At 67.7% G+C, this 24771-nt stretch carries 21 protein-coding genes; 12 read left to right on the top strand and 9 right to left on the bottom strand.

Going from position 1 to position 24771, the window contains the following annotated elements:
• Nucleotides 1-75: 75 nt before the first annotated feature.
• Nucleotides 76-780, top strand: coding sequence for an SDR family oxidoreductase (locus ABLE91_RS19125; RefSeq protein ID WP_348933393.1), 705 nt, complete (start codon nt 76-78; stop codon nt 778-780).
• Between the two features lie 65 nt (nt 781-845).
• Here ABLE91_RS19125 and ABLE91_RS19120 read toward each other — a convergent pair whose 3' ends face one another.
• The 3 genes from ABLE91_RS19120 to ABLE91_RS19110 all read right to left on the bottom strand — a co-directional run bounded on the left by ABLE91_RS19120 (nt 846) and on the right by ABLE91_RS19110 (nt 4727).
• Nucleotides 846-1436 (bottom strand): TetR/AcrR family transcriptional regulator, encoded by a 591-nt coding sequence (locus ABLE91_RS19120; protein WP_348933391.1) that lies wholly within the window; start codon nt 1434-1436, stop codon nt 846-848.
• A gap of 97 nt (nt 1437-1533) precedes the next feature.
• Nucleotides 1534-3855, bottom strand: a complete 2322-nt coding sequence (locus ABLE91_RS19115) for a xanthine dehydrogenase family protein molybdopterin-binding subunit (RefSeq protein WP_348933389.1) — start codon at nt 3853-3855, stop codon at nt 1534-1536.
• 134 nt (nt 3856-3989) lie between these two features.
• Nucleotides 3990-4727 (bottom strand): competence/damage-inducible protein A, encoded by a 738-nt coding sequence (locus ABLE91_RS19110; protein WP_348933387.1) that lies wholly within the window; start codon nt 4725-4727, stop codon nt 3990-3992.
• A 160-nt stretch (nt 4728-4887) separates the two neighbouring features.
• Between ABLE91_RS19110 and ABLE91_RS19105 the strand changes: the two genes are divergently transcribed.
• The 10 genes from ABLE91_RS19105 (at nt 4888) to ABLE91_RS19060 (ending at nt 17261) form a co-directional block, all read left to right on the top strand.
• Nucleotides 4888-6303: a circularly permuted type 2 ATP-grasp protein gene (locus ABLE91_RS19105; protein WP_348933385.1), complete on the top strand. Its 1416-nt coding sequence runs from the start codon at nt 4888-4890 to the stop codon at nt 6301-6303.
• A gap of 49 nt (nt 6304-6352) precedes the next feature.
• The gene (locus ABLE91_RS19100) at nt 6353-7303 is read left to right on the top strand and encodes an alpha-E domain-containing protein (RefSeq protein ID WP_348933384.1); all 951 of its coding nucleotides are present in this window, start codon (nt 6353-6355) and stop codon (nt 7301-7303) included.
• 39 nt (nt 7304-7342) lie between these two features.
• Nucleotides 7343-8173, top strand: coding sequence for a transglutaminase family protein (locus ABLE91_RS19095; protein WP_348933382.1), 831 nt, complete (start codon nt 7343-7345; stop codon nt 8171-8173).
• A 67-nt stretch (nt 8174-8240) separates the two neighbouring features.
• The gene (locus ABLE91_RS19090; protein ID WP_348933380.1) at nt 8241-8669 is read left to right on the top strand and encodes an HIT family protein; all 429 of its coding nucleotides are present in this window, start codon (nt 8241-8243) and stop codon (nt 8667-8669) included.
• Between the two features lie 52 nt (nt 8670-8721).
• A complete protein-coding gene (locus ABLE91_RS19085; RefSeq protein ID WP_348933378.1) occupies nt 8722-9855 on the top strand; it encodes an ATP-grasp domain-containing protein in 1134 nt (377 codons plus the stop codon).
• Between the two features lie 105 nt (nt 9856-9960).
• A complete protein-coding gene (gene folB, locus ABLE91_RS19080) occupies nt 9961-10395 on the top strand; it encodes a dihydroneopterin aldolase (protein ID WP_348933377.1) in 435 nt (144 codons plus the stop codon).
• 279 nt (nt 10396-10674) lie between these two features.
• A complete protein-coding gene (locus ABLE91_RS19075; RefSeq protein ID WP_348933375.1) occupies nt 10675-11658 on the top strand; it encodes a class 1 fructose-bisphosphatase in 984 nt (327 codons plus the stop codon).
• Nucleotides 11659-11705: 47 nt separating this feature from the next.
• On the top strand, nt 11706-12386 hold the full coding sequence (gene rpe / locus ABLE91_RS19070; protein ID WP_348933373.1) for a ribulose-phosphate 3-epimerase: 681 nt from the start codon (nt 11706-11708) through the stop codon (nt 12384-12386).
• A 267-nt stretch (nt 12387-12653) separates the two neighbouring features.
• Nucleotides 12654-14252 carry an acyl-CoA synthetase gene (locus tag ABLE91_RS19065; protein ID WP_348933372.1) on the top strand — a complete coding sequence of 533 codons (1599 nt, stop codon included), beginning with the start codon at nt 12654-12656 and terminating at the stop codon, nt 14250-14252.
• A gap of 288 nt (nt 14253-14540) precedes the next feature.
• Nucleotides 14541-17261 (top strand): molybdopterin-dependent oxidoreductase, encoded by a 2721-nt coding sequence (locus ABLE91_RS19060; protein ID WP_348933371.1) that lies wholly within the window; start codon nt 14541-14543, stop codon nt 17259-17261.
• Between the two features lie 57 nt (nt 17262-17318).
• Here ABLE91_RS19060 and ABLE91_RS19055 read toward each other — a convergent pair whose 3' ends face one another.
• On the bottom strand, nt 17319-18089 hold the full coding sequence (locus ABLE91_RS19055; protein WP_348933752.1) for a VOC family protein: 771 nt from the start codon (nt 18087-18089) through the stop codon (nt 17319-17321).
• Nucleotides 18090-18240: 151 nt separating this feature from the next.
• A complete protein-coding gene (locus ABLE91_RS19050) occupies nt 18241-19281 on the bottom strand; it encodes a DNA topoisomerase IB (RefSeq protein WP_348933369.1) in 1041 nt (346 codons plus the stop codon).
• A 190-nt stretch (nt 19282-19471) separates the two neighbouring features.
• Here ABLE91_RS19050 and ABLE91_RS19045 point away from each other — a divergent pair, with 190 nt between their 5' ends.
• Nucleotides 19472-21010 (top strand): phospholipase D-like domain-containing protein, encoded by a 1539-nt coding sequence (locus ABLE91_RS19045; RefSeq protein ID WP_348933367.1) that lies wholly within the window; start codon nt 19472-19474, stop codon nt 21008-21010.
• Between the two features lie 256 nt (nt 21011-21266).
• Here ABLE91_RS19045 and ABLE91_RS19040 read toward each other — a convergent pair whose 3' ends face one another.
• From ABLE91_RS19040 to ABLE91_RS19025, 4 genes are all read right to left on the bottom strand, one after another.
• Nucleotides 21267-22241, bottom strand: coding sequence for a lysylphosphatidylglycerol synthase domain-containing protein (locus ABLE91_RS19040; protein ID WP_348933365.1), 975 nt, complete (start codon nt 22239-22241; stop codon nt 21267-21269).
• On the bottom strand, nt 22238-23095 hold the full coding sequence (locus ABLE91_RS19035) for an endonuclease/exonuclease/phosphatase family protein (protein WP_348933364.1): 858 nt from the start codon (nt 23093-23095) through the stop codon (nt 22238-22240). The genes ABLE91_RS19040 and ABLE91_RS19035 overlap by 4 nt, the downstream gene beginning before the upstream one ends.
• 110 nt (nt 23096-23205) lie before the next feature.
• On the bottom strand, nt 23206-24027 hold the full coding sequence (gene pssA, locus ABLE91_RS19030) for a CDP-diacylglycerol--serine O-phosphatidyltransferase (RefSeq protein ID WP_348933362.1): 822 nt from the start codon (nt 24025-24027) through the stop codon (nt 23206-23208).
• Between the two features lie 7 nt (nt 24028-24034).
• Nucleotides 24035-24736: a phosphatidylserine decarboxylase gene (locus ABLE91_RS19025; protein WP_348933360.1), complete on the bottom strand. Its 702-nt coding sequence runs from the start codon at nt 24734-24736 to the stop codon at nt 24035-24037.
• Between the last annotated feature and the right edge of the window lie 35 nt (nt 24737-24771).

Below are 24771 nucleotides of genomic sequence, written 5' to 3'. Positions count from 1 at the left end.
TGGTCTCGGCGGACGGTTGCTCTAATGTAGCCGTCCCCGTGCCCGGGCGGCGCATGATCTGACGGAAGCATTGATATGTCTGATGAAAAAGTGGCCATCGTCACCGCTGGCGGCAGCGGAATGGGCGCCGACGCGGCGCGCCAGCTCGCCGCCGATGGCTTCAAGGTCGCCATCCTCTCCTCCTCCGGCAAAGGGGAAAAGCTCGCCGAGGAGCTGGGCGGCATCGGCGTCACGGGGTCCAACCAGTCCAATGACGACCTGAAGCGGCTGGTGGATGCGGCGGCCGATAAATGGGGGCGCGTGGACGTGCTGGTCAACAGCGCCGGCCACGGGCCGCGCGGGCCGATCCTCGACCTCACAGACGAGGACTGGCACCGTGGCCTGGACGTCTATCTCATGAACGTCATCAGGCCGACCCGGCTGGTCACGCCCATCATGGTGGGCCAGAAATCCGGGGTGATCATCAATATCTCGACCTTCGCCGCCTTCGAGCCCGACCCCGTGTTCCCCACGTCGGGCGTGTTCCGGTCCGGCCTTGCCGCCTTCACCAAGCTGTTCTCGGACCAGTATGCCGCCGACAATGTGCGAATGAACAACGTGCTCCCCGGCTTTATCGACAGCCTGCCGGAGAAAGCGGAATTCCGCTCCCGCATCCCCATGGGGCGCTACGGCAGGAGCGAGGAGATCGCCAGGACCATCGCCTTCCTCGCCTCTCCGGGGGCGGGCTACATCACCGGGCAGAATATCCGGGTGGACGGGGGCATCACGCGGTCCGTTTGAGAGACGGATGTCTGATGCGGCGCTTCGGGATCGGCGGCTTCGCCGATCCATCCGCGGGCGCCCTCTTATTCGTCCAGCGTCGTCTTCACCAGCGCGCGCACCATCCAGCGCACCGTCTCCTCGGTCTTTTCCGGGTCGAGCGCGCAGACATCCTTCAGCACCACCAGCGCCTCGATGCCGGCGAGCACCGACAATGCATTCACCAGCCGCTCGAACCGGGCCTTGGGCAGGCCGCCCGCGAGCGGCGCCAGAGCCGTGGTGAGCCAGCGGACGCGCCGCGTATCCCGGTTCGACGCCCGTTCCCCGCTCGCCACCAGGGAGAGGTAGGCGCGGAACAGCGCCTCATTGCGCACCACCATGGCGAGGATGCGCGAGATCGCCTCCGCCGCCGCATCCTCAGGCTCGGCGCTCTTGGACATGGCGAAGACGATGCTGTCCATCTCGGCGCCGAGCCGCTCCAGCACCGCCTCCTGCGCCAGCGCCTCGGGCGTGGAGAAATAACGGTAGGCGGTGGCCCGGGAGATGCCGGCCTTGTCCGCCGCCTCCGTCACCGTGGGCGAATGGCCTTCATCCAGAAGGATGCGCGCCGCATCCAGCAGCGACTGACGGGTTTTCTGCTTTTGCGCGACGCGCTCGAACTTTTTCTGACCGGCCACGATGCCCCCATGAGATTTTTATCTCATATGAGACATATGTATTCCAGGCTTGCACACGCCGCAAACACGGCCCGGAAGATAGGTTAAGCACGCCGGTTCAGGTCGCGGAGGCGGGCCGGCCTTCCGCGGCCTCAATGGCCGCGAACACTGCCGCCGGGGTGGCGGGCATGTCGAGATGGGCGATGCGGTGGCTGCGCCAGAGCGCGTCCACCACCGCATTCATCACCGCCGGGCAGGAGCCGATGGTCCCCGCCTCCCCCGCCCCCTTCACGCCGAGCGGATTGGTGGCGCAGGGCACGTTGCGGGTCTCGAAATGGATGTGCGGGATGTCCTCGGCGCGCGGCAGCGCATAATCCATGAAGCTGGCGGTGAGGAGCTGGCCGCCCTCGTCATAAACCGTGCGCTCCAGAAGCGCCTGGCCGATGCCCTGGACGATGCCGCCCTGCACCTGGCCTTCCAGCAAGGCCGGCGTCACCACCGCGCCGAAATCGTCCACGACCACATAGGTCATGACCTCCACCACGCCGGTCGCGGGGTCGATCTCCACCTCGCAGACATGGGTACCATTGGGATAGGTGGCCTCGGGCGGGGTGAAGGCGTCCTGCGCAGAGATCCTGTCCTCCCGCGCCTCGGGCAGAGCGGCAAGGTCAGCGAAGTCCAGGCGCCGGTCGGTGCCGGCCACTTCCACGCCACCATCCACCAACTCGATATCGCCTTCGTCCGCCTCCAGCGCGTCGGCGCCCAGCGAGCGCAGCTTCTCGGCAAGCCGCCGCGCCGCGCCCGCCACCGCCGCGCCGCCCACGGGGATGGAGCGCGAGCCGCCTGTGCCGTGGCCTTCGGGCAGGTCGTCCGTGTCGCCTTGCAGCACCTCCACCTGTTCCAAAGGAACCTTCAGGTGCGCGGCGGCAAGGTGGGCATAAGCGGTCTTGTGGCCCTGGCCGCTGGACTGAGAGCCGATCTTGAGCCGGATATGCCCGTCCTTCTCCAGCCGCAGGAAGGCGGGCTCCGGCAGGCCGCCGCCGCACGCCTCGATATAAGTGGCAAAGCCGAAGCCGCGCAGCTTGCCGGCCTTGGCCGCCTCGTCCGCGCGGGCGGAAAAGCCCTTCTGGTCGGCGACGGAGAGCGCACGGGTCATGTGCCCGTCGAACTCACCGCTGTCATAGAGCCGGCCGGAGGCGGTCTGGTAGGGCATGGCGGAAGGCGCGATGAAGTTGCGCCGGCGCAGTTCCTCCGGTGCGATACCCGTCTCGCGGGCGGCGGCGTCCACGAGGCGCTCGATCACATAGGCCGCCTCGGGGCGGCCGGCGCCGCGATAGGCATCCACGGGCACGGTGTGGGTGTAGATGCCCCGGATACGGGCGTGGAAGGCGCGGATATCGTAGACGCCCGGCAGCATGCGCGCGCCGCCCACCGGCACGAAGGGGCCGAAATAATTGAGGTAGGCGCCCATGTTCGCGAGGGTGTCCACCTTCAGCCCCAGGAAGCGGCCGTCCTTGTCCAGCGCCAGTTCGGCGGTGGTGATGTTGTCGCGGCCGTGGCTATCCGCCTGGAAATGCTCGTTGCGGTCCGACAGCCAGGCGAGCGGCGCGCCGAGCATGCGCGCGGCCAGCGCTGCCAGGGGATATTCCACGAACGGGAACATCTTGGTGCCGAAGCCGCCGCCCACGTCGGGGGTGATGACCCGCAAGTCCTCGCGCGGCCAGTGGAGGATCTTCTCGGCGATGGCGTCGCGCAGCCGGTGGCTGCCCTGGCTGCCGAGGGTGAGCCGCACCCGGCCGGTCTCCTCCACCTCGGCGAGCACCCCGCGCGGTTCCAGATAATTGGTCACGACACGGTTGTTCACGAGCTTGAGGCGCACGATGCGGGCGGCCTTGGCGAACGCCTCCGCCACCGGCCCCGCCGCGCCCAGCTCGCTGGTGAAGGCGATGTTGTGGGCGCGCTCGGCCCACACCAGCGGCGCGCCGTCTGCCATGGCCGCCTCCATGTCCACCACCGCGTCGAGGGGGTCCCAATCCACTTTCAGCGCCTCGGCGGCATCGCGGGCCTGGTCGAGCGTGTCGGCGACGATGAAGGCGATGGCGTCGCCCACATGGCGTGCCACCCCATGGGCGAGGATGGGGCGGTGCGGCTTCCAAAGATGCTGCTCGCCCACCACCGGGATCACGGCGCCGATGGGCATGCCGCCGAGCTTCTCGATATCCACCGCGGTGAGCACGAGGCGGACGCCCGGCATGGCGCGCACGAAGTCCACGTCATTGATGGCAAAGCGCGCATGCGCATGGGGCGAGCGCACCACATAGGCCGCCGCGGCCCCCACCGCCGCCGCCGCATCCCCCACATAGCGGCCGGCGCCCGTCAGGAGGGCCGGGTCTTCCACCCGCGTATAGGGCTGTCCATGGCCGAACTTCATGGTGTTCATGGGCAATGCTCCGGCAGGCGGGATGAAAATGGCGGGAGAGGCGCTCACATTCCATTTGGGAAGCGGGGGCGCGGCGCGCAACGCTTGTGCGCGCCGCGCCCGAATTCAACCAGCGTCAGCGTTGCCGGAAAACCTCAGCGCCGCGCCACCATGGCAGCCACCAGGTCGCGCACCTCCTCCACCCGCTCGCGGGAGCGGGAGCGCACGACGATGTTGGTGTTGGGGCCGTTGTCGTCCATGAACGGATAGGAGCCGATGGCCACGTCCGGATAGCGCTTGGCGATATCGCCGAGCGGCGCGGCGATGTCCCCTTCCTTGGCATCGGCCCGCACGGTCTCCGAGAGCATGGGCGCGCCGGTCTTCAGCGTGGGGATGATGGCCTCCAGCATGGCGTGCATGATGCGCGGCACCCCGGCCATCACATAGACATTGCCGATATTGAAGCCGGGCGCCTTGGAGACCGAGTTCACCACCAGCTCCGCCCCCGCCGGGACGCGCGCCATGCGCAGGCGCGCCTCGTTCAGGTCCTTCTCGGCGATATATTCCAGGAGCATGGCGCGCGCCCGCGGGTCCACGTCGATGGAGACGCCGAACGCCTTCGCCACCGCATCCGCCGTGATGTCGTCATGGGTCGGGCCGATGCCGCCGGTGGTGAAGACATAGGTGTAGCGGGCCCGCATGGCGTTCAGTGCCGCGACGATCTCCTCCTCCACATCAGGCACCACCCGCACTTCGCGCAGATCGATGCCGATATCGGTGAGCCGCTCGGCGATGTGGCCGATATTCTTGTCCTTGGTCCGGCCGGAGAGAATCTCGTCGCCAATCACCAGGATCGCGGCCGTGATCGTTTGCGCGCCCTGTGCCTCTTCCATGTCAGTCTCCCTTGCCCGGTACGGCGCCACCGACGCGCCATGTGCCCATGATTTCAGCAGCCTTGCCGGCAGCTTAACCCTGGCATGGCCTTAGCGCGCTTTCCTCTTCCTTGGCACGATGTTTGTACATAGGCTGAAGCGAAGCGGAGTGGCAGTCCAGATGCGGCGTATATTCGACGAGATGTCCGGTGAAGACGGCGCAGTCCGTCAAGCCTATGAAGCGCTCGATAGCTGGCTGAAGAAAGTCCCGCACGACGTGCTCAACCAGCGCCGCAAGGAAGCGGAGTTCATCTTCCGCCGCATCGGCATCACGTTCGCGGTCTATGGGGAGCAGAATTCGCAGGAACGGCTGATCCCGTTCGACATCGTCCCGCGCATCATCACCCATGACGAATGGACCGGCCTCGCCAAGGGGCTGGAGCAGCGGGTGAAGGCGCTCAACCTCTATATCAACGACGTCTACGGCAAGCGCGATGTGCTGCGCGCCGGCATCGTGCCGGAGGAGCTGGTCTACCAGAACCCCGCCTTCCGCCCGGAGATGAACGGCCAGAAGGTGCCGCACGACCTTTATGTGCACATCGCCGGCATCGACATCGTGCGCACCGATCCCGACACCTTCTATGTGCTAGAGGACAACGCGCGCACCCCGTCCGGCGTGTCCTACATGCTGGAGAACCGGGAGATCATGCTGCGGCTGTTCCCCGAGCTGTTCTCCATGCACAAGGTGGCCCCGGTCGACAAATATGCCGACGACCTCCTGGCGACGCTCCGCTCCCTCTCCCCGCGCGGCGGGTCCGAGCCGAATGTCGCGATCCTCACCCCCGGCATCTACAATTCCGCCTATTACGAGCACTCCTTCCTCGCCGACAAGCTGGGCGTGGATCTGGTGGAAGGCCGCGACCTCTTCGTGAAGGACAACGTGGTCTATATGCGCACCACGGAGGGTCCGAAGCGGGTGGACGTGATCTACCGCCGGCTCGACGACGACTTCCTCGACCCCCTCGCCTTCCGGCCCGACAGCGTGCTCGGCGTGCCCGGCCTCATGGGCGCCTATCTGTCCGGCAACGTCACCCTCACCAATGCAGTGGGCACGGGCGTGGCCGACGACAAGGCGGTCTATTCCTACATGCCGGAGATCATCCGCTTCTATCTCGGCGAGGAGCCCATCCTGCCCAACGTGCCCACCTGGCGCTGCCGGGAGCCGGAGCACCTGAAATACGTGCTCGACCACCTGGAGGAACTGGTGGTGAAGGAAGTCCACGGCTCGGGCGGCTACGGCATGCTGGTGGGGCCGAAGTCGGACAAGGCGCAGATCGAGGTGTTCCGCGCCAAGCTGAAGCACGACCCGGCCAATTTCATCGCCCAGCCGACCCTTGCCCTCTCCACCTGCCCGACGCTGGTGGAGGAAGGCGTGGCGCCGCGCCATGTGGACCTTCGGCCGTTCATCCTCTCGGGGAGCGACCGGGTGCGCATCGTGCCCGGCGGGCTCACCCGCGTCGCCATGAAGGAAGGGTCGCTGGTGGTGAATTCCAGCCAGGGCGGCGGCACCAAGGACACCTGGGTTCTCGACACCTGAAACCGGTGCCTCCGGCGCCGCCACCTGCCATTCGACAGACGGGCCCATCATGCTTTCCCGCACCGCCGACAACATCTACTGGCTGACCCGCTACGTGGAGCGCGCGGATTGCCTCGCGCGCATTCTCGATGTGGCCCAGCGCCTCTCCTACATGCCGGTGACCTATGGCGGCTCCACCAATGAGTGGAGCTCCGTGGTGCTCACCTCAGGCTGCGCCGACCAGTTCATCGAGAAGCACGGGCCCATCGAGAAGGCGAGCGAGGAGAATGTGGTCTCCTTCCTCGCCCTCGACCCGGAGAACCCCACCTCCATCCGCAACTGCTTCGAGGCGGCCCGCACCAATGCGCGTTCGGTCCGCACCGCGCTCACCTCGGAGATGTGGGACGCCATCAACTCGTCCTGGATCGAGCTGCGCGCCTTCCCCGACCGCGCGCTCTCGCGGGACGAGCTGACACGCTTCCTCGCCTTCGTGAAGGAAGCCGCGATGCGCTTCGATGGGGCCATGCACCGCACCATGCTGCGCAACGATGCCTTCTGGTTCGCGCGCACCGGCACCTATATGGAGCGCGCCGACAACACCGCCCGCATCCTCGACGTGAAGTATCACGTGCTGCTGCCGGAGAAGGAGAAGGTCGGCGGGCCGCTGGACTATTTCCAGTGGGCCTCCATCCTGCGCTCGGTCTCCGCGCTCACCGCCTTCCATTGGGTCTACCGGGACTCGGTGAAGCCCTGGCTGGTGGCGGACCTCCTCATGCTCAACCGCGCCATGCCCCGCTCGTTGGCAAGTTGTTATGAGAATCTGACGCATTCTCTCGACGACATCGCCGACGCCTATGGCCGGCAGGGTCCGGCCCAGCGCCTGGCCCGCTCGACCCGGGCGCGTTTAAGCAACCAATCCATCGAAGACGTGTTTCAGACCGGGCTGCACGAATTCATCTCGGACTTCATCTCCGACAACAACAAGCTAGGTGCGGAGATCACCGAGCAGTATCTTACCTGAGGCGCGGCGCCCGGCGTCGCCCCGTTCAACGAGGAAGCGATGCGCGTTCGGGTGCGGCATGAAGTGGTGCACCGGCTGGAACCGGGGATGCGTACGGCCATTGCGTCCATCCGCATCACCCCGCGAAACCATTACGGACAATATGTCCACCGCTGGTCGCTCGACGTGCAGCCGGACTGCCGGCTGTACCCCCAGGAAGACGCGTTCGGAAATCTCGCCCATACCTTCTCGGTGGAGGCGCCCGGCGAGGAGATCATCCTCACCGCCGCCGGCGAGGTGGATACCCAGGACACGAGCGGCATCGTCCGGGGCACGATGGAGCGTTTTCCCCCCTCGCTCTTCTTGCGCCCGACTCCCCTCACCGAGCTGACCCAGGATATCGTCGCCTTTGCCGATCTCGTGCGCGCCGAGGCGAAGGACGAGCTTGGCCGGCTCCACGCCTTGATGAACGCCATCAACGAGGCGGTGGAGGAAACGGAGCGCGCGCTGGAGGTGCCCGCGCGCGCCGCCGCCGAGGTGCTGGAGGCAAAGTCGGGATGCCCGGGCGGCCTCACCCACCTCTTCACCGCCGCGGCCCACCATCTCGGCATTCCGGCGCGCCATGTGTCCGGCTACGTGGCTGACGAGGAAGGCACGGGAGAAGCGCGGGAATGGGCGGAGGCCCATGTGCCGAAGATCGGCTGGGTCGCGTTCGATTGCGGCCGCTCGCTCTGCGCCACGGAAGCCTATGTGCGCCTTGCGGTGGGGCTGGATTCCCTTGGCGTATCCGTGCTCAAGGGCCTCGGCCTCAATGCCCGCGAGACGGTGTCGGCATGCGATGCGCGCTGCCCGTCGAAGGACCGCCAGGGACAGAGCCAGCGTCAGCAATGAAGGCGGGGGGTTGACCCCCGGCCCCGCGCCTGCGATGCGAACCGTCACAGGCATGGGAGGGCCCTTCATGAGCGACGCCTACGATCCCCAGAACATCTTCGCCAAGATCCTGCGCGGAGAGCTCCCCGCCTTCAAAGTCTATGAGGATGATCGCGCGCTCGCCTTCCTCGACATCATGCCGCGCTGCCCCGGCCATACGCTGGTGATTCCCAAGGCGCCCTCCCGCAATATCCTGGACATCGATCCCGACGACCTCGCTTACGTGGCGAAGATCGCCCAGAAGGTGGCCAGGGCCGGAAAGGCCGTCTTCAAGGCCGACGGCGTGACGGTGCAGCAGTTCAGCGAGCCGGCCGGCGGGCAGGTGGTGTTCCACCTGCATGTGCATGTGATCCCGCGCCATGAGGGCGAGCCCATGAAGCCGGCTGCGAGCTTCAAGGAAGACATGGCCGTGCTGGCCCAGCACGCCGAAATGCTCAAGGCGGCCCTCGCTTCCTGATCACCCGTGCCGCCTTCGGCCGCGGCGGTCTTTCCTCCGGCGGAGTGATCCCATGGACCTTGCCATCATCGCTTTGTCTGCCCGCCCGCTTGCCGCCAGCGCCGCCCGCGCCGGCCTTGCGGCGCTCGCGCTCGATCTGTTCGCCGATCTCGACACCTGCGCCCATGCGGCGCGCTGCGTGCGGGTGCACAAGAAGGACGGCTTCGCGTTCGACGGCGATGATCTTCTGCAGGCGCTCGCCTCGCTCTCCCCGCCCGGCCTTCCCGTGGTGCTGGGCGGCGGGTTCGAGCACGACACCGCGCTCATGCAGCGCATCGGCGAGCGCAACCCCATTCTCGGCAACATGGCCGAGACGGTGCGGGTGCTGAAGGACCCCATCGCGCTGGCCGCCCTTTGCGGGCATCTGGGCATTCCCTTCCCCGCCATCACCCTGGAAGCGCCGACGGGCGAGCTTCTCACGGCGCCGCTGCTGGAAAAGCGCATCGGCGGCACGGCCGGCTTCCATATCCATCCCCGCGCGCCGGGGGACATCTCACCGCCGGCACCGGATTATTATCTGGAGCGGCAGGTGGAGGGAGAGACCTATTCGCTGCTCCTCCTCTCCAATGGCAAGGAAGCGCGGGCGGTGGGCGCAGTGCGCCAATGGCTCGACCCCACCCCGGACCGGCCCTTCCGCTATGGCGGCGCCGCCGGCCCGGTGGCCCTTCCGCACGGCCATGGCCCCGCAATCCTCGCGGCGGCCACGAAGATCGCCACCTTGTGCGGGCTGGTGGGCCTCATCTCCTTCGACCTCATGATCGCGCCCACCGAGTGGTGGCTGCTGGAGGTGAACCCGCGCCCCGGCGCCAGCCTCGAAATCTTCGACGTGGACCCCATGCCGCCGCTTCTGGCGCTGCACCTCGCCGCCTGCGGGGGAAAGCTGCCGCAGGCTCTGCCTTCGCCCAAGGAGGTGATGGCCGCGGCGATCCTCTATGCCGACCATCAGGTGATGATCCCCAACGGCGACTGGCCGCCCGAAGTGCGCGACCGCACGGCGGCGGGCACGGTCATCCCCGAGGGCGCGCCGGTCTGCACCGTCAAAGCGCACGGCGCGACCCTGGAGGCCGCCCGGGCCGGCGCCGATGCGCGGCTCGCGGAAGTGCGCCAGCGCCTCGGCCTGCCGGGCGGGGACGGCGCGGCATCCTGAACACCCTGCCCGGCCTCATTTGGACCTCGGGCATTTTCTGATGCAAAGATGCCTTTCGCCGGCAAACGCCAGCCGATTTCATGATTCCAGCCTGAACGTGACGCCATGATGGATCCCACCGACCCCGGCTCTCTCGCCGCGCCCGAACCGGAAACGCTGGTGGCCGCAGCCCCGCCGCGCGGAGACCGCGTGTTCCTGCGCGACCTGCCCTTCTACGCCCGGCACGGCCTGAAGAAGGCCGAGCAGGAGATCGGACAGCGCTTCGTGGTAGATGTGGACTGGTGGCACGACACCCGCCCCGCCGCCTGGGCCGACGACGTGTCGCTCACCGTCTCCTACCAGGAGGTCTATGACCACGTGCGCGCGGCGGTGGAGACCGCGCCCGTGCGGCTCATCGAGACCCTGGCGGAGCGCATCGCCATGCGCGTCCTGGACCATTTCGCGCAGGTCGAGCAGGTGCGGGTGGTGGTCCACAAGCCCGGAGCGCCCATTACCGGCGTGTTCGGGGATGTGGGGGTGGAGATCTATCGGCGGCGGTAGGAGCTTGTCCTGGGGCATGCAGCGCCGAAGGCGCGGAATGCAACCCGGGACCCAGCGCAAAGGACGGCCGAAGGCGCTTCAACCAGCCGGAGCCGCCACGCGGCGATGGCGCTTGCACGCTGGTCGCTCATTGCCGGCTTCGCCGGAGTCCCGCGCTGGGTCCCGGATCTGCGCTCAAGCTGCGCTTTCGCTTGTCCGGGACAACGGCCCCTGCCCACCCTCGACGCCTCCGCCCACATGCGCCATAAGGGCGCCTGTTGCGGCACAAGGAGAGACAAGGTGAGCGTGACCCTCCAGGCGTTCCTGCGCGACTTCGCCGGCAGCGATCCTCAGAAGCAGGCGGTGGCCGCCGCTGTCGAGCGCATCGCGGAAGCCGGCATCGCCATCGCCGATCTCGTGGCGCAGGGCCCGCTGGCCGACCATTTCGCCAAGATCATGGGCGATGAGGCCAATGCCGGCGGCGATGCCCAGAAGGAGCTGGACGTGATCTCCGAGGAGGTCATCATCGCCAAGCTGAAGCAGGCGCCGGTGGCCTTCCTGGGGTCCGAGGAGAGCGAGACCCCCATTCCGCTGAACGACGTTGGCTCGCTGGTGGTGGCGGTGGACCCGCTGGACGGCTCCTCCAACATCGACACCAATGTCTCGGTGGGCACCATCTATTCCATCCTGCCCTATTCCGCCGCGCAGTTCCCGGACCCGGTGGACGCGCTGAAGCAGAAGGGGTCGGCCCAACTCGCCGCCGGCTTCCTCATCTACGGCCCGTCTACCGTTCTGGTCTCCACCCTCGGCGCGGGCACGCAGGTATTTGCCCTCGACCGGGCGAGCGGCGACTTCATCCTCGCCAAGGCCGCCGTCGAGATCCCCGCCCAGACCAAGGAATACGGCGTCAACCAGTCGAACATGCGCCACTGGGACACCCCCATGCGCGCCTATATCGACGATTGCCTTGCCGGCAAGGACGGCCCCAGGGCTAAGGACTTCAACATGCGCTGGGTCGGCTCCATGGTGGCCGATGCCTTCCGCATCTTCACCCGCGGCGGCGTGTATCTCTACACGGGCGACAAGCGGAAGGGCTACGAGCAGGGCCGTCTGCGGCTGATCTATGAGGCGAACCCCGTCGCCTTCATCACCGAGCAGGCCAATGGCGCCGCCACCGACGGCAAGACCCGCATCCTCGACATCCAGCCCGAGAAGCTGCACCAGCGCATCCCGCTGGTGTTCGGCTCCAAGGACGAAGTGGCGAAGATCGCCTCCTATTATTGAGACTGGGCGCCGCCTTCCTACATAAGGGGCGCCGCCGGAGAGACATGATGAACCTGCCGCTGATCGCCCCCTCCATCCTCGCGTCCGACTTCTCGCGCCTGGGCGAGGAGGTGCGCGATGTCGCGGCGGCGGGGGCGGACTATATCCATCTCGACGTGATGGACGGCCATTTCGTGCCCAACATCACGTTCGGGCCCGATATCATCCGGTCGCTGCGGCGCTACACCGACAAGGTGTTCGATACGCACCTCATGATCTCCCCGGTGGAGCCCTATCTCGAAGCCTTCGCGGCGGCGGGGGCGGACATCATCACCGTGCAGGTGGAGGCGACCGACCATCTCGACCGCTGCCTCCAGGTGATCCGCGGCCTCGGCAAGAAGGCCGGCGTGGCGCTGAACCCGGCCACCCACGAGAGCGCCATCCAGTACGTGCTCGACAAGGTGGACCTCATCTGCGTGATGAGCGTGAACCCCGGCTTCGGCGGGCAGACCTTCATCCCCGATGTGCTGCCCAAGATCGAGCGCATCCGCGACATGGTGCGCGGGCGCGACATCCGCATCGAGGTGGATGGCGGCGTGAACCCTCAGACCGGCGCACTCTGCGCCAAGGCGGGCGCGGACGTGCTGGTGGCGGGCTCCGCCGTGTTCAAGGGCGGCATCGAGGGCTACCGCGCCAACATCTCCGCCATCCGCGAGAAGGCTCAGGGCGCCATCGGGCTGGTGGCGTGACGCTGGCTTAACTCTTTACATTTGTCATGCCCGGGCTTGTCCCGGGCATCCACGCCTCACCCCTTGGCCCGCACCTAGCGGAGCCCCGTGGATGGCCGGGACAAGCCCGGCCATGACGGCATTCCCTCAGGGGCGCCCCTTGACGGGATGAGAAAAGAACGTTCGATTGTTTCCGCAAGGCCTACGCAGATGGGCCTACGGGGAGTCTTGCCGGAGCGGCCTGCTGAGCCTTTCCTGCTAAGATCCTTCGAGGAGAGGAAACGCCAAATGCCCCAGACCTATGAGGATCTGGTTCGCACTTTTCGCTGGCAGATCCCGGCGCGCCTCAATATGGGCGTGGCCTGCGTGGACGTGCATGGGACGGGCGCGGGCAAGACGGCGCTGATCTTCGTGGAGGAGGACGGCGCGGTGACGCGCTTTTCCTTCGACGACCTCGCCCGCCTCACCAACCGCTTCGCCAATGTGCTGGTGGCCGCCGGCCTGAAGCGCGGCGACCGGGTGGGCGTGTTCCTGCCTCAGGCGCCGGAGACCGCCATCGCGCATCTCGGCGCCTTCAAGGCCGGCATGGTCTCGGTGCCGCTTTTCACCTTGTTCGGCGACGAGGCGCTGGAATACCGGCTCGCGGCGTCCGGCGCGAAGGTGCTGGTGACGGACGTGGCCGGCCTCGCCAAGCTCTCGCGCATCCGCCACGGCCTGCCGGCCCTGACGCACGTATACGTCACCGGCCCGGACCGCGTGGCCGAACTCTCCTTCGATGCCGCCCTCGCCCAGGCCACGGACCGCTTCACGCCCGTGAATACGGGGCCCGACGACCCGGCCATCATCATCTTCACCTCGGGCACCACGGGAAATCCCAAGGGCGCCCTGCACGGCCATCGCATCCTCCTCGGCCACCTGCCCTGCATCTCCTTCATCCACGAAGGCATGCCCCAGCCCGGCGACCTGCACTGGACGCCCGCCGACTGGGCCTGGATCGGCGGTCTGTTCGACGTTCTCTTCCCCTCGCTCCATCTGGGCGTGCCGGTGCTCGCCTATCGCGCGAAGAAGTTCGATCCCGAGGCGGCCATGGCGCTCATGGCGGCCCAGGAGGTGCGCAACGTCTTCCTGCCACCCACCGCCTTGAAGCTGTTGCGGCAGGCGGATGTGCGCAATCCCGGCCTCAAGCTGCGCTCGCTCCTCACGGGCGGTGAGAGCCTGGGTGCCGAGCTGGGCGCCTTCGTGCGCGAGCGGCTCGGCGTCGAGGCGCGGGAGATTTACGGGCAGACCGAGTGCAATCTGGTGGTGGGCTCCAATTCCACCTATTTCCCCATCCGCGCCGGCGCCATGGGCAAACCCATTCCGGGCCATGACGTCCGCATCGTGGACGGGGACGGACGGGAAGTGCCGACAGGCACGGAAGGCCATATCGGTATCCGCAAGGGCGACCCGGTGATGATGCTGGAATACTGGCGCAATCCCGAGGCCACCGCGGCGAAGTTCGCAGGCGACTTCCTCCTCACCGGCGATCTCGGCCGGCAGGATGAGGACGGCTATCTCTGGTATGTCAGCCGTTCCGACGATGTCATCACCTCGGCCGGCTATCGCATCGGGCCGGGGGAGATCGAGGACTGCATCCTCAAGCACCCGGCGGTGGCCATGGTGGCGGTTGTGGGCATTCCCGACCCCGTGCGCACCGAGGCGGTGAAAGCCTGGATCGTGCTGAAAAACGGCCATGAAGGCTCGGACGCTTTGGTGGCCGACATCCAGCAGCATGTGCGCGAGCGCCTGTCGGCCCACGAATATCCCCGGCACGTGGCGTTCACGGCGGCGCTGCCCATGACGGCGACGGGGAAGATTTTAAGGCGGGAGCTGCGGGCGCTGGGCTGAGACTGGCTCCCTCTCCCGCTTGCGGGGGAGGGCTGGGGAGGGGGAATGCCGCCCTCTCAGATCATCGCGACCTCGCTCTGCTTGAGGTGCCCGCTCCCTAACCCTCCCCCGCAAACGGGAGAGGGAATGACGCCCTCCTCGAAGACCAGCGCGGCCGAACGGAAATTGCCTTTAGGGAACGGTTCTTGCTTCCCAAGATTTTCGCTTCGCACGCGGTAAGGCAATGGATCTGATCACCCTGCATCTAACCGAAAGAACCCACGGCACGCCTCAGAACAAGGCCACCCCATGAGGCTGCGCGTGAACGGCGCCCTCCAGGAGGCCGAGCCCCGCCCCGGCCAATGCCTGCGCACGCTCCTTCGCGATCTCGGCTGGTTCGGCGTGAAGAAGGGCTGCGACACGGGCGATTGCGGTGCCTGCACGGTGCATGTGGACGGCGAGCCCATCCATAGCTGCCTTTATCCCGCCTTCCGCGCCGAAGAACGGGAGATCCTCACCATCGAGGGCCTCGCCCAAGATGGCGTGCTCCACCCCATGCAGCGCGACTTCCTCGCGGCCCAGGGATTCCAGTGCGGCTTCTGCACCGCCGGCATGATCATGACCGCGGCAAGCCTCAACCAGGCCCAGCGCGCCGACCTGTCGACCGCGCTCAAGGGCAATCTCTGCCGCTGCAACGGCTATCGCAGCATCGCCGATGCCATCTCCGGCGTGGTGAATGTGGAGGCGCCGGAGCCGGGTGCCGCCTGCCGGCGGAGCCTGCCCGCCCCCGCCGGCCTCGGCATCGTCACGGGTGCTGTGCGCTACACCATGGATGTGGCGCCCCCCGGCCTCACCCACCTGAAGATCCTGCGCTCGCCCCATCCCCATGCCCGCATCACCGGCATCGACACGGCACGAGCGCTGCAGGTGCCCGGCGTCATCGCCGTGCTCACCCATGAGGATGCCCCCAGTACCCTTTTCTCCACCGCCCGCCACCAGATCCCCCAGGACGATGTGGATGACACCCGCATCCTCGATCATGTGGTGCGCTTCATCGGCCAGCGCGTGGCGGCGGTGGTGGCGGAGAGCGAGGCGGCGGCGGAGGAAGGATGCCGCCGGCTGGTCGTTGATTACGACGTGCTGCCCGCCGTTTTTGATCCCGAGGCGGCCATCCGCCCCGGGGCGCCGATCCTCCACCCAAAGGATGCGGCAGCGACCCGCATCGCGGCGCCGGAGCGAAATCTCGTGGGCGAGCTTCATGGGGAGGTGGGCGACGTTGAGGCGGGCTTTGCGGCCGCCGCTGTCATCCATGAGGAGACCTATTCCTCCCAGCGCATCCAGCACGGCCATATGGAAACCCACGGCGCCATCGGCTGGCTGGACCCGGACGGCCGCCTCACTTTGCGCTCGTCCACGCAGACGCCCTTCCTCACCCGCGACGCCCTCGCCGCCCTGTTCGGCCTGGACCGCACGAAGGTGCGCGTCTTCTGCGAGCGCGTGGGCGGCGGCTTCGGCGGCAAGCAGGAGATGCTCACCGAGGACATCGTCGCCCTCGCCGTGCTGAAGACCGGCCGGCCCGTGAAATACGAGATGACCCGCGAGGAGCAGTTCACCGCCTCCACCTGCCGCCATCCCTTCTCGGTGCGGGTGAAGATGGGCGCGCGGCGGGACGGCACGCTCACCGCCATCCAGCTTCGCGTGCTCTCCAATACCGGCGCCTATGGCAATCACGGCGCCGGCGTGCTGTTCCACAGCTGCAACGAGGCGCTGATCCTCTATGGCTGCCCCAACAAGAAGGCGGACGGCTATTGCGTGTACACCAACACCTTGCCGAGCGGCGCTTTCCGGGGATACGGCCTCAGCCAGACCCTGTTCGCGGTTGAATCCGCCATGGACGAGATCGCGCGGGGTCTCGGCATGGACCCGTTCGACCTGCGGCGGCTCAACATAGTCCGCCCCGGCGATCCGCTTGTGTCCTATCACGACCACCCCCATGACGTGACCATGGGCAGCTACGGGCTCGACCAGTGCCTGGACATGGTGGAGGCGGCGCTCGACGTGGCGGCCGAGCCAGCGCCGCCGGGCGCGGACTGGCTCACCGGCCAGGGCATGGCCGCCGCCATGATCGACACCATTCCGCCCAACGGCCATTTCGCCGACGCACGCATCGCGCTCGCCCCGGACGGCCTGTACGAACTCTCGGTCGGCACGGCCGAGTTCGGCAACGGCACCAGCACGGTGCACCTCCAGATCGCCGCGACCCTCCTCGGCACGCTGGCGGACCGCATCCGGCTGCTCCAGTCCGACACCGACCATGTGGGCCACGACACCGGCGCCTTCGCCAGCACGGGCACTGTCGTGGCGGGCCTCGCCACCGAGCGCGCCGCCCGCGCCCTCTCAGCGCGCATGCTCGCCTTCGCCAAGGAATGGACCGGCGCCGCCCTCTGCACCCTGGAGCCCGCAGGCATTCGCGCCGGGGGGCGGCTCGTGCCTTTGGCGGAGCTTGCCGCCGCCGCCCATGCGGCGGGCGCGCCGCTTTCCGCCGAGGGACGCACCGAGGGCACGCCGCGCTCGGTCTCCTTCAACGTGCAGGGTTTCAAGGTGGCCGTGAACCGCGTCACCGGCGAGCTGCGCATCCTGAAGAGCGTGCATGCGGCGGATGCGGGGACGGTGATGAACCCCAACCAATGCCGGGGGCAGGTGGAAGGCGGCGTCGCCCAGGCGCTGGGCGCGGCCATGAGCGAGCATTTGCGCATCGACGCGCGCGGCGCGGTGGTGAACCCTTCCTTCCGCTCCTATCTGATGCCCCGCTTCGCGGACATTCCCCGCACCGAAGTGCTGTTCGCGGATACCTGCGACGCCCTTGGCCCGTTCGGCGCCAAGTCCATGAGCGAGAGCCCGTACAATCCGGTCGCGCCGGCACTCGCCAACGCCATCCGGGACGCCACCGGCGTGCGCCTCACCGCCCCGCCCTTCTCGCCGGACGTAATCCATGCGGCGCTGGTGGCGGATGCCGGGAAAACCTCATGACACGCAATCATCCCCGGACATGATCCGGGGATGACGCCTCATTCACTCGTGCCGGTTTTACTTGCGCGGGCCGACCATGGAGAACATGGCGCCCTGGGGGTCCATAGCCTGGAAGATCCAGGCCCCGCCCGGCACTTCCATGGGACCGTTGACGACCTGCCCGCCGCCGGCGGTCACGCGACCCTGAGCAGCGTCGATGTCATCGCAGGTGAAGTAGAACATCCAGAAGGATGCGGGGACGCCCGGCGGCCGGGTCATCATCCCGCCGATGGCGTTGCTGTCCCCGGCATATTTCCAGAGCTGGTAGATGCCCATCTCCCCCATATCCATGGCGGTGTCCTTCTCCCAGCCGAACTGGCCGGAATAGAAGGTGAAGGCCTTCTCGCGGTCTTCCGTCAGAAGCTCGTGCCAGCCCACGGCGCCCAGCGTCGCCATGGGATCGAGCGGCGGGCGCATCTCTCCCTCGCCCTTGAACAGCGATAGCACCGCGCCCTGCGGGTCGGCGACGATGGCGAAGCGGCCGACGGTGGGGATGTCGGACGGGTCGCGATAGATCTTGCCGCCGCCGGCGGCATAAGCGGCGGCGGCGGTGTCCACATTGTCCACCGCCACATAGCCGATCCAGGAGGGAGGCGCGCCCATCTGCTTGGCCTGATCGGGCAAGGTCATAATGCCGCCAACGTCGGAGCCGCCCGTGGAGAGCAGCGTGTAGGACATTCCGGGCATGCCGGAATCCCGCGTGTCCCAGCCGACGACGTTCTTATAGAAGCCTTCCGCCGCCGCCATGTCGGTGGTCATCAGCTCGTACCAGACGAATGTGCCGTGCATGGACGTCATGGGCGTTCTCCCTTCGCTCTAAGGCGCGCGACTATCCCCGCCGATTTTGACAGGCCGGTGAATGCCGCCGGGGCAGTCTCGGGACCGCCTCAGTCCAGTTTCGCCGCAAGCGGACCGGAATGCCAGCGACCAAGAAGACGGATCAGACCTCGGCAGGTTCGAGCCGCGCCTGGGCGACGATGTCTGCCAGCACCTGCGCCCGCTTCAGTTCCGAGCGGCAGCCCCGCAGGATCTTGGAGAACCGCTCCAGCGCCCCGTCCTCGAAGGCGGTGACGACGGCGCTGTGCACATAGCTCTTGCGGCACACCGTGGGCGTGTTCGCCAATTCCTCCGCCGCCTCGCGCACGGCGGCCAGCACCTGGGCCCGCCTTTGACGCGCGCTGCCCGCCGGCACGGTCGCCGCCAGGGTCTCCAGCACGCCCGCGGAGGCCACGAGGGTGCGGAAATCCTTCAGCGAGATGGGCGCGCCGGAAATCTCCTTCAGATAGAGGTTCACGTCGGCGGCGCGCACCGCATGCAGGTCACCGTCCGCTCCGCGATACTGGAACAGCCGCCGCCCCGGCAGCGCCTTGAGGCGCGACATCACATCGGCAAAGCGCGCCGTGCACACTTCGCGGGTCTGCATCTGCCCGCCTTTGGCCTTGAAGCGCAGGATGACCCGCTCGCCCTCGATGGTGACGTTGGACTTCATCAGGGTGGAAGCGCCGCGCGTGCCGCGCTCCTTCGCATAGGCCTCGCCGCCGGCCCGGATGGAGGTGAGCGCCACCAGTTCCACCATTGCGGCCAGCGCGAAGGCGCGAGTGGGCTCCTTGGACGCAAGGTCGCGCCCGATCCGCCGCCGCAGCCGGGGAAGCGCCTGGGCAAAGCGGGCGAGGCGCTTGGCCTTCACCCATTCGCGTACCTTCTCCCAGTCCGGATGGTAGCGATATTGCAGCCGTCCCGCCGCGTCTCGGCCCACCGCCTGGAGATGGGCGCGCGGGTCCGCCGCATAACGCACATCCTCATAGGCCGGCGGCACCGCGAGCGCGGCAAGCCGCTGGACGAGCGCCGGATCGCGGATCGGCCCCCCCTTGGCGTCGCGATAGGAAAAGCCTTTCCCCGCCTTGCGGCGCGCGAGCGTCAGGGCCTCCGGCGATACGGGCGTGAGCCCGGCGCGGCGGGCCAGCGCGGCCCGGCCGGGCATTCGGAAGGATGTGGTGGGAGCGCGTGGAGGCATTTCGATCTCGTGCCCTCAATGCGTGAGCCGCGCCGCAGGTTCCGCTCGGCGGCAAAGCGCGCAAAGGCATTTTCTCCTCACCGAAGGTCAGGCCGACCTGGAACGAAGCAGGGGGCTGCGGAATTTCGTTCACGGTACCCCCTGCCGGAGGAGCATCGTGGCGCAGTCTCCCTTTCTCACCCCCTCGCTCCTCAGGCGGACGGCGGATCCCTCCGCTGGCCTTGCCGTTCCGCTTGTCCGCACGGCCAAGGTGGAGCGCAGCCGGCAGGACAATCGCAGCCCCATCCTCTCCCCCGGCTGGAATTGCTGGCGCCTCTCGCGGGCGCGCCGCGCCGCCCTGCTGGTGGATGGCTGCAATTATTTCGCCCAGCTCGACACCGCGCTGCGCAAGGCGCAGCGCTCCATTCTCATCGTCGGCTGGGATTTCGACGGCCGCATCAAGCTGAGGCCAGACGCGGACGACACGACGCTCGGCCGGCTGCTGCGGCAGCTCGTGGAGATCCGTCCGGACCTGCATGTGCGCATCCTGGTCTGGAGCAGCGCAGTGGTGCATGCGCCGAGCGCGCCTTCGGAATTGCTCATCGGCGATACCTGGCAGGAGCACCCGCGCATCCAGCTGCGCCTCGACACCACCCATCCTTTCTATGCCGCGCACCACCAGAAGATCGTGTGCATCGACGGGGCGCTCGCCTTCGTCGGCGGCATGGACCTCACCGTCGACCGCTGGGACACGCCCGAGCACCTCTATGAAGACCCGCGCCGCCTCACGCCGGGCGGAACGCCCTATGGCCCGGTCCACGACACCCAGCTCCTGATGGACGGCGACGCCGCCCGCGCGGTCTGCTCCCTCGCCCATACCCGCTGGGCCGAGGGCACGGGCGAGGAGGTCGCCTTCCGGCCCGATGAGGTGGATTTCTGGCCTGGGGATCTCGACCCGGATTTTGAGGACGTGGACATCGGCATATCCCGCGCCATGCCGGAATGGGGCCCGCGCGCCGCCATTGGCGAATCCCCCCGGCTCACGGCGGATGCATTGCGGGCCGCGCGCCGCTCCATCTTCATCGAGGCGCAATACCTCACCGCCGGCTTCATCGCCGACGTGCTGGAAGAGAAGCTCAAGGACAAGGACGGGCCGGACGTGGTGGCGCTGGTGAGCCGGGCCACCCACACCCTCCCCGAACGCATGATCATGGGCGAGAACCGCGACCGGCTGATCCGCCGCCTCACCCGCGCCGACCGCTTCGACCGGTTCCGCGTCTACCACCCGGTGGTTCCCTCCCCCGAGAATGATTGCGCGGTGCTGATCCATTCCAAGCTGATCCTGGTGGACGACTGCTTCCTGAGGGTGGGCTCGTCCAACCTCAACAACCGCTCCATCGGCCTCGACACGGAACTGGACATGTCCATCGAGGCGAAGGACGAGAATGAGAGGGCCGCCATCGCCGCCGTGCGGAACCGGCTGCTCGGCGAGCATCTCGGCGCCGCACCGGCGCAGGTGGCGGAGGCACTGGAGCGGGAAGGCTCGCTGCTGCGCGCCATTGAGGCGCTGAACACGAAAGCCCGCGGCCTGCGCGCCTTCGATGCCATCGACACCAAGGGCTCGATCCACCCGGTCTTCGCCACCCGGCTCCTGGACCCCGCCCGCCCCTTCGAACCCCTGTGGATGCTGAAGCGGAGGAAGCGGAAGGCGGGGTAGCGCATCGTGTCGTCCTCTTCCTAAAAAGACTCGGGTGGCAGGATTTCCCACCTCTCCCCGAGGGGGAGAGGTCGACGCCGCAGGCGGCGGGTGAGGGGGTTCCGGCGCTTCAGGACTTGAGAGGGTGGTTCCCCCTCACCCCAACACTCTCCCCCACGGGGAGAGGGGGCACGGCGCCGGCATACGGGCCTCTCTAGGGGAAAGCTGCAATGGCCCCCTCGGAAGAAAGGTGCGCCCGGACTTCAGTGAGCCCCGCCTACCGCCGCAGCAGCGCTTCACTGGCGATGAGGCCGAGGGTGCCCAGGGCGAGGGGGGCGAGGAAATAGGTGAAGCGGAACACCAGGAGCGGGCCCACCAGATCGCCCCCCGGCAGAAGATGCTGCACCACCGTCTCGATCACGCCGAGGCCGCCGGGCACATGGGTCACCAAAGTCGCGACGTTGGCGACCACATAAGCGGCGGTCACCGAGGCGAAATCCACCTGCGCCACGCTGGCCAGAGCATTGTGCAGACAGGCGGCGACGCAGACGAAATTGGTAATCCCCACCGCCACCTGCGCCAGCGCCAGCTTCACGCCCGGCATCTCCATGGACCAGCCGCGCACCACCAGAGGCGCCCGCCAGAAGGCCGCGAGCGCCACATAGGCGACCGGGAAAGCAAGGCAAGCCAAAGCAAGGCCATAAGTCGAGCCACGCGAGAGGCCCGCCATTTCCTGTGCCACCCCGGGCGCGAGGAAAAGCGCGATGCCCGCAAGCCCGGACAGGCCTAGCCCCACCGACATGCCGCAGAAGACGATGACTTTCGCCACGTCCCCGGCATCGAGCCCCCACCGCGAATAATAGCGATAGCGCACCGCGCCGGAGGACAGCGCCGCAAGGCCGATGGTGTGGCCGAGCGAAAGGCTGACGAAGGAGGCCAGCGCCGCCTTGGGATAAGGCAGCGGCTTGCCCGCATAGCGCAGGCCGAGATAGTCGAACAGCGTCAGGCAGAGATAGCTCGCCGCCGCGCACGCCGCGCTGGCTGCGACCCGCCAGGGCGGCACCGCCGCTACCGCCGATGCCAGCTCATTGAGGCTGTAACGGCTCAGGGAGCGGTAAATGAGAAAGGTGCCCAGCGCCACGGCGGCCAGCGCGAACACGACATGGAACGCTCGGGTCTGGAACAGGCCGCCAAGCCGGCGCCAGAGATCGCCCCAGTTCGACGAGCGCTCGCGCTCCTGCCAGGAGCTCATCTGCCTTCACCCGCAACCGCGAGCGCGGGCGCCGGTTCCGGCAACGCCCGCACCGGCACGGCGAGGTCCACGCATAGCGGCACGTGGTCCGACGCGCGCCGGGCGATGCCGCCCCGCAGGGTTCTCACATTCTCCACCTCGATCCCGCCGCCCACGAACACATGGTCGATGCGCAGCACGGGCCAGCGGGTGGGAAAGGTGGGCAGGGGCCGCCGTCCGCCCGATCTCTGGGCATCCTCCAGCCGCGCGGCCAGATGGCGATAGGCGAGCGAGGACGGCCGGGAATTGAGATCCCCCAGCAGCACCACCGGGCCGGTGCAGGCGGGATGGCCGAGCCAGTCCGGCCCAAGCATGGCCCGCGCCTGGATCAGCCGCTCCCGGGAGAGCAGGCCGAAATGGGTGTTGATGATCTGCACCTGCGCGCCCGGAAGGCTTGCTTCCACCCAGAGCGCGCCGCGCGGCTCGATGCGCAGCGGTCCCCCGGTGCCGGGCAGCGGTCCGGCTTTTACGAGCCGCAGCGGCAAGGCGGAGAGGATGGCATCGCCATAAAGCTCCTCCACCACCCGCACGGCGGGGTGGAAATGCAGGTTCATGCGCAGGGCCGAGGCGATGGCAAGCGCCTGATCGATGCCGCCGCTGCGCACGCGCTTCACATCCAGTTCCTGGAGCGCCACCACGTCCGCCTGGATTTCTGTGAGCACTTCGGCGATGCGCTCCGGCGAATAGCGCCCGTCAAGGCCGTAGCACCGCCGCACATTGTAGGTGACGACGCGCAGCCGGGCGGGGGGTGCCGGCGGAGACGGTCTTGGATCTTCAGGAGCTGGGGTGGTGTGGGTGGGTTCGAACGCATGCATCGCTGGACAACGCAGCGAAGGCTGGAGAGTTCATTTCCAGCGCAGGAAGTCGCCCATTCCCCTCCCCCGCAAGCGGGAGAGAGAGCGCAGCTCGCAGCGGAAAGAGGGAGCTACGCGTCCCCCGCCGCAGCCTGCTCGGCCTTGTAGGCGTCCATCAGGCGGCGGTACCGCACATAGGAAACCGGCAGCAGCACCAGATAAAGCACGCTGCACACCGAGAGAACCAGCCAGGGATAGCTCGCGAGCAGCCCGGCGAACAGCGCAACCAGCACGAACAGGGGCAGCACCATGTCCCGCCGCACGCGCTTGCCCAGCGTCTTGCCGGACCATGCGGGGACCTTGGAGATCATGAGGAGGCCAATGGCGACCGTGTAGATCAGCGCCAGCGGGGCATTGGCCGGGCCGTGCGGCAGGCCCAGAAGCTCGAGATAGACCGGCAGCAGCACGGTGATGGCACCGGCCGGCGCCGGCACGCCCGTGAAGAAATCGGCGGCGAAGGGCGGCCGGTCGGGGTCGTCCAGCATCACGTTGAAGCGGGCGAGGCGGAGCGCCGCGCAGATGGCGAAGATGAGCGCCGCGATCCAGCCGATGGAGCCGGCCTGATCAAGGCCCCAGAGATAGAGAATGAGCGCCGGGGCGCAGCCGAAATTCACGAAGTCGGCAAGGCTGTCCAGCTCCGCGCCGAAACGCGACGTGCCCTTGAGCGCGCGGGCGAGGCGCCCGTCTATGCCGTCCAGCATGGCGGCGAACACGATGGCCGCCAGCGCCAGCTCGAAGCGGTCCTCCACCGCCATGCGTACGGCGGTCAGGCCCGAGCACAGGGCCAGCAGCGTCACGAGATTGGGCAGCAGGACCCGCAGCGGGATGCGGCCGAAGCGGCCGAAGCGGCTCGGCGTGCCCTCGGGATCGAACTGGGGGAAGAGCGTGCTCATGGCGGCTTCAGCTCACCCTGAAGGCGGTTTCGCGCCCGCCTTGTGCGGAGAAGTCCGCAATCACCGTCTCGCCGGCCGTGGCGAGCTGCCCCTCGGCCACAAGGAGCCGCGTTCCGGCGGGCAGATAGACGTCCACCCGCGAGCCGAAGCGGATGAGGCCGAAGCGCTCGCCCGCGCCCAGTTCCTCGCCCTCGCGGACGAAGGAGACGATGCGCCGGGCGATGAGCCCTGCAATCTGCACGCAGCCCACGGGGCCGTAGGAGGTGCGGAAGATGAGGCCGTTGCGCTCATTGTCCTCGCTCGCCTTGTCGAGATCGGCATTGAGGAAGATGCCGGCCTTGTAGGCGATGCGCTCGATGCGGCCGGAGACCGGCGCACGGTTCACATGGACGTTGAACACATTCATGAAGACGGACACGCGCAGCAGCGGCACGTCGGACAGGTCCAGCTCGCGCGGCGGCAGCGCCATGGTGATCTGGGAGATGACGCCGTCGGCCGGAGAGACGACGAGCCCGTCCCGCAGCGGCGTGACCCGGGCCGGGTCGCGGAAGAACAAGGCGGTCCAGATGGTGAGGCCGAGCGCCAGCATCCCGAAGAATGTCGAGACCATGAGCAGCGCGAGCGTGATCACCGCCGCGATGGCGATGAACGGATAGCCTTCGCGATGGACCGGGGGAATATTCTTCCGGATGGTGGTGAGAAGGGACACGACGGCTCCGCCAATCAAGGAGCGGCATAGGTAGA

This window comes from Aquabacter albus (assembly GCF_040049275.1).
Lineage (GTDB): Bacteria > Pseudomonadota > Alphaproteobacteria > Rhizobiales > Xanthobacteraceae > Aquabacter.
This window is presented reverse-complemented; position numbering and strand designations above follow the sequence as displayed.

Coding starts and splice junctions, on each gene's coding strand:
- ABLE91_RS19125 (WP_348933393.1), top strand. CDS start 76: ATGTCTGATGAAAAAGTGGCCATCGTCACCGCTGGCGGCAGCGGAATG.
- ABLE91_RS19115 (WP_348933389.1), bottom strand. CDS start 3,855: ATGAACACCATGAAGTTCGGCCATGGACAGCCCTATACGCGGGTGGAA.
- ABLE91_RS19110 (WP_348933387.1), bottom strand. CDS start 4,727: ATGGAAGAGGCACAGGGCGCGCAAACGATCACGGCCGCGATCCTGGTG.
- ABLE91_RS19105 (WP_348933385.1), top strand. CDS start 4,888: ATGCGGCGTATATTCGACGAGATGTCCGGTGAAGACGGCGCAGTCCGT.
- ABLE91_RS19100 (WP_348933384.1), top strand. CDS start 6,353: ATGCTTTCCCGCACCGCCGACAACATCTACTGGCTGACCCGCTACGTG.
- ABLE91_RS19095 (WP_348933382.1), top strand. CDS start 7,343: ATGCGCGTTCGGGTGCGGCATGAAGTGGTGCACCGGCTGGAACCGGGG.
- ABLE91_RS19090 (WP_348933380.1), top strand. CDS start 8,241: ATGAGCGACGCCTACGATCCCCAGAACATCTTCGCCAAGATCCTGCGC.
- ABLE91_RS19085 (WP_348933378.1), top strand. CDS start 8,722: ATGGACCTTGCCATCATCGCTTTGTCTGCCCGCCCGCTTGCCGCCAGC.
- folB (WP_348933377.1), top strand. CDS start 9,961: ATGATGGATCCCACCGACCCCGGCTCTCTCGCCGCGCCCGAACCGGAA.
- rpe (WP_348933373.1), top strand. CDS start 11,706: ATGAACCTGCCGCTGATCGCCCCCTCCATCCTCGCGTCCGACTTCTCG.
- ABLE91_RS19065 (WP_348933372.1), top strand. CDS start 12,654: ATGCCCCAGACCTATGAGGATCTGGTTCGCACTTTTCGCTGGCAGATC.
- ABLE91_RS19060 (WP_348933371.1), top strand. CDS start 14,541: ATGAGGCTGCGCGTGAACGGCGCCCTCCAGGAGGCCGAGCCCCGCCCC.
- ABLE91_RS19055 (WP_348933752.1), bottom strand. CDS start 18,089: ATGCACGGCACATTCGTCTGGTACGAGCTGATGACCACCGACATGGCG.
- ABLE91_RS19050 (WP_348933369.1), bottom strand. CDS start 19,281: ATGCCCGGCCGGGCCGCGCTGGCCCGCCGCGCCGGGCTCACGCCCGTA.
- ABLE91_RS19040 (WP_348933365.1), bottom strand. CDS start 22,241: ATGAGCTCCTGGCAGGAGCGCGAGCGCTCGTCGAACTGGGGCGATCTC.
- ABLE91_RS19035 (WP_348933364.1), bottom strand. CDS start 23,095: ATGCATGCGTTCGAACCCACCCACACCACCCCAGCTCCTGAAGATCCA.
- pssA (WP_348933362.1), bottom strand. CDS start 24,027: ATGAGCACGCTCTTCCCCCAGTTCGATCCCGAGGGCACGCCGAGCCGC.